Annotated in this window: 1 protein-coding gene and 1 pseudogene; one reads left to right on the forward strand and one right to left on the reverse strand. The window is 34.1% G+C overall.

All coding sequences use genetic code 11. The annotated features are described in order from the left end of the window. Window positions 1-206: 206 nt before the first annotated feature. Window positions 207-395 (reverse strand): annotated as a pseudogene (locus A6K76_RS16940) (ATP-binding protein); the annotation flags it as partial. A 215-nt stretch (window positions 396-610) separates the two neighbouring features. On the opposite strand from A6K76_RS16940, the gene A6K76_RS17125 reads away from it, so the two are divergent. Further along, complete coding sequence (locus A6K76_RS17125) at window positions 611-805, forward strand: transposase (protein ID WP_066466635.1); 195 nt, start codon at window positions 611-613, stop codon at window positions 803-805. The last annotated feature ends 287 nt before the right edge of the window (window positions 806-1092 follow it).

A 1092-nucleotide genomic window follows, 5' to 3' on the forward strand; every position in this document is an offset into this window, starting at 1 on the left:
CAACCGATTTCACTGTATATAAATGGCTAATCAACAGACCTGAAACATTCTGTTATTTATAATAAAGCCTTTTACAAAAGGTTTTATTATAGATACATCATTTTTTCTTCCTTTAGAATTTTTAAATAGTTTACTTTATTCAGCGTTTCAAAATAAAATAAGGATTTTTGATAACAAGTTTTAATTTTTGCTAAAGGTTCCCCCAGCTTTTCATAACGTGCATCAATAAGTTGAAAAAATAGCTTCGCATCCTCCGAATCAATTGATAAATAACCAATTTCATCAATGATTAATAATTTATACTTTGTATAATCCTTTAAACGACTCTCCAAACGATTCTCAATACGTGCCTTTTTCAAGTTTTGAATTAAATCATGACACTTAATAAAATAGGTGATTGACGCGAGCTATTTAACTTCCTCAACATTCTACACAGTACAGTTAATTTTATACGACACGACAGCTAAAATTACTTAAGTGAAAAAATTATTTCAAATAGCCTTGTTTTATTAATTCACTAAAAATACTAGTTAAAGCATTAACATCTGAAGAATTCTCAAATAGTCTATATTTATCAGTATCATTTAACGTTTGCCAAGAAGGAGATGTTGTGCGTGTTGTGACAAATCTTCGCGATGTAACGGCAGAAGAAATCGCTGGCATGTACAAAGAACGCTGGGCAATTGAATCCTTTTTTCGCTGGATCAAACAGAACTTAAATGTGTCTGTTTTATTTGGCACGACTAAAAACGCGGTCTACAGCCAACTATTCGCAGCGTTAATTAATTGCCTACGTATTACTTAAGTTTTTACAAACGGAAGGTCACAAGACAAAGCACTGTAAATGACTATCTTTCGCTGGTTTCACACGCCAGTTTATTTGTGATACCCTGCCGATTGAATGGCGAATTGGACTCAAGGAAATAGTCGAATTCCACCGCGAACTTTATCAAATAGATATTGGATGATTTTGGTTAATCAACACGTGTGATGTAATAACTAAAGAAACGTATGAAAAAACCGGCTAAGCGAATGCTTAACCGGTCTATGTGTGCGAAGCGACGTCCTACTCTCACAGGGGGAAACCCCCAA

It is taken from the genome of Caryophanon latum (genome assembly GCF_001700325.1).
Classification (GTDB): Bacteria; Bacillota; Bacilli; order Bacillales_A; family Planococcaceae; genus Caryophanon; species Caryophanon latum.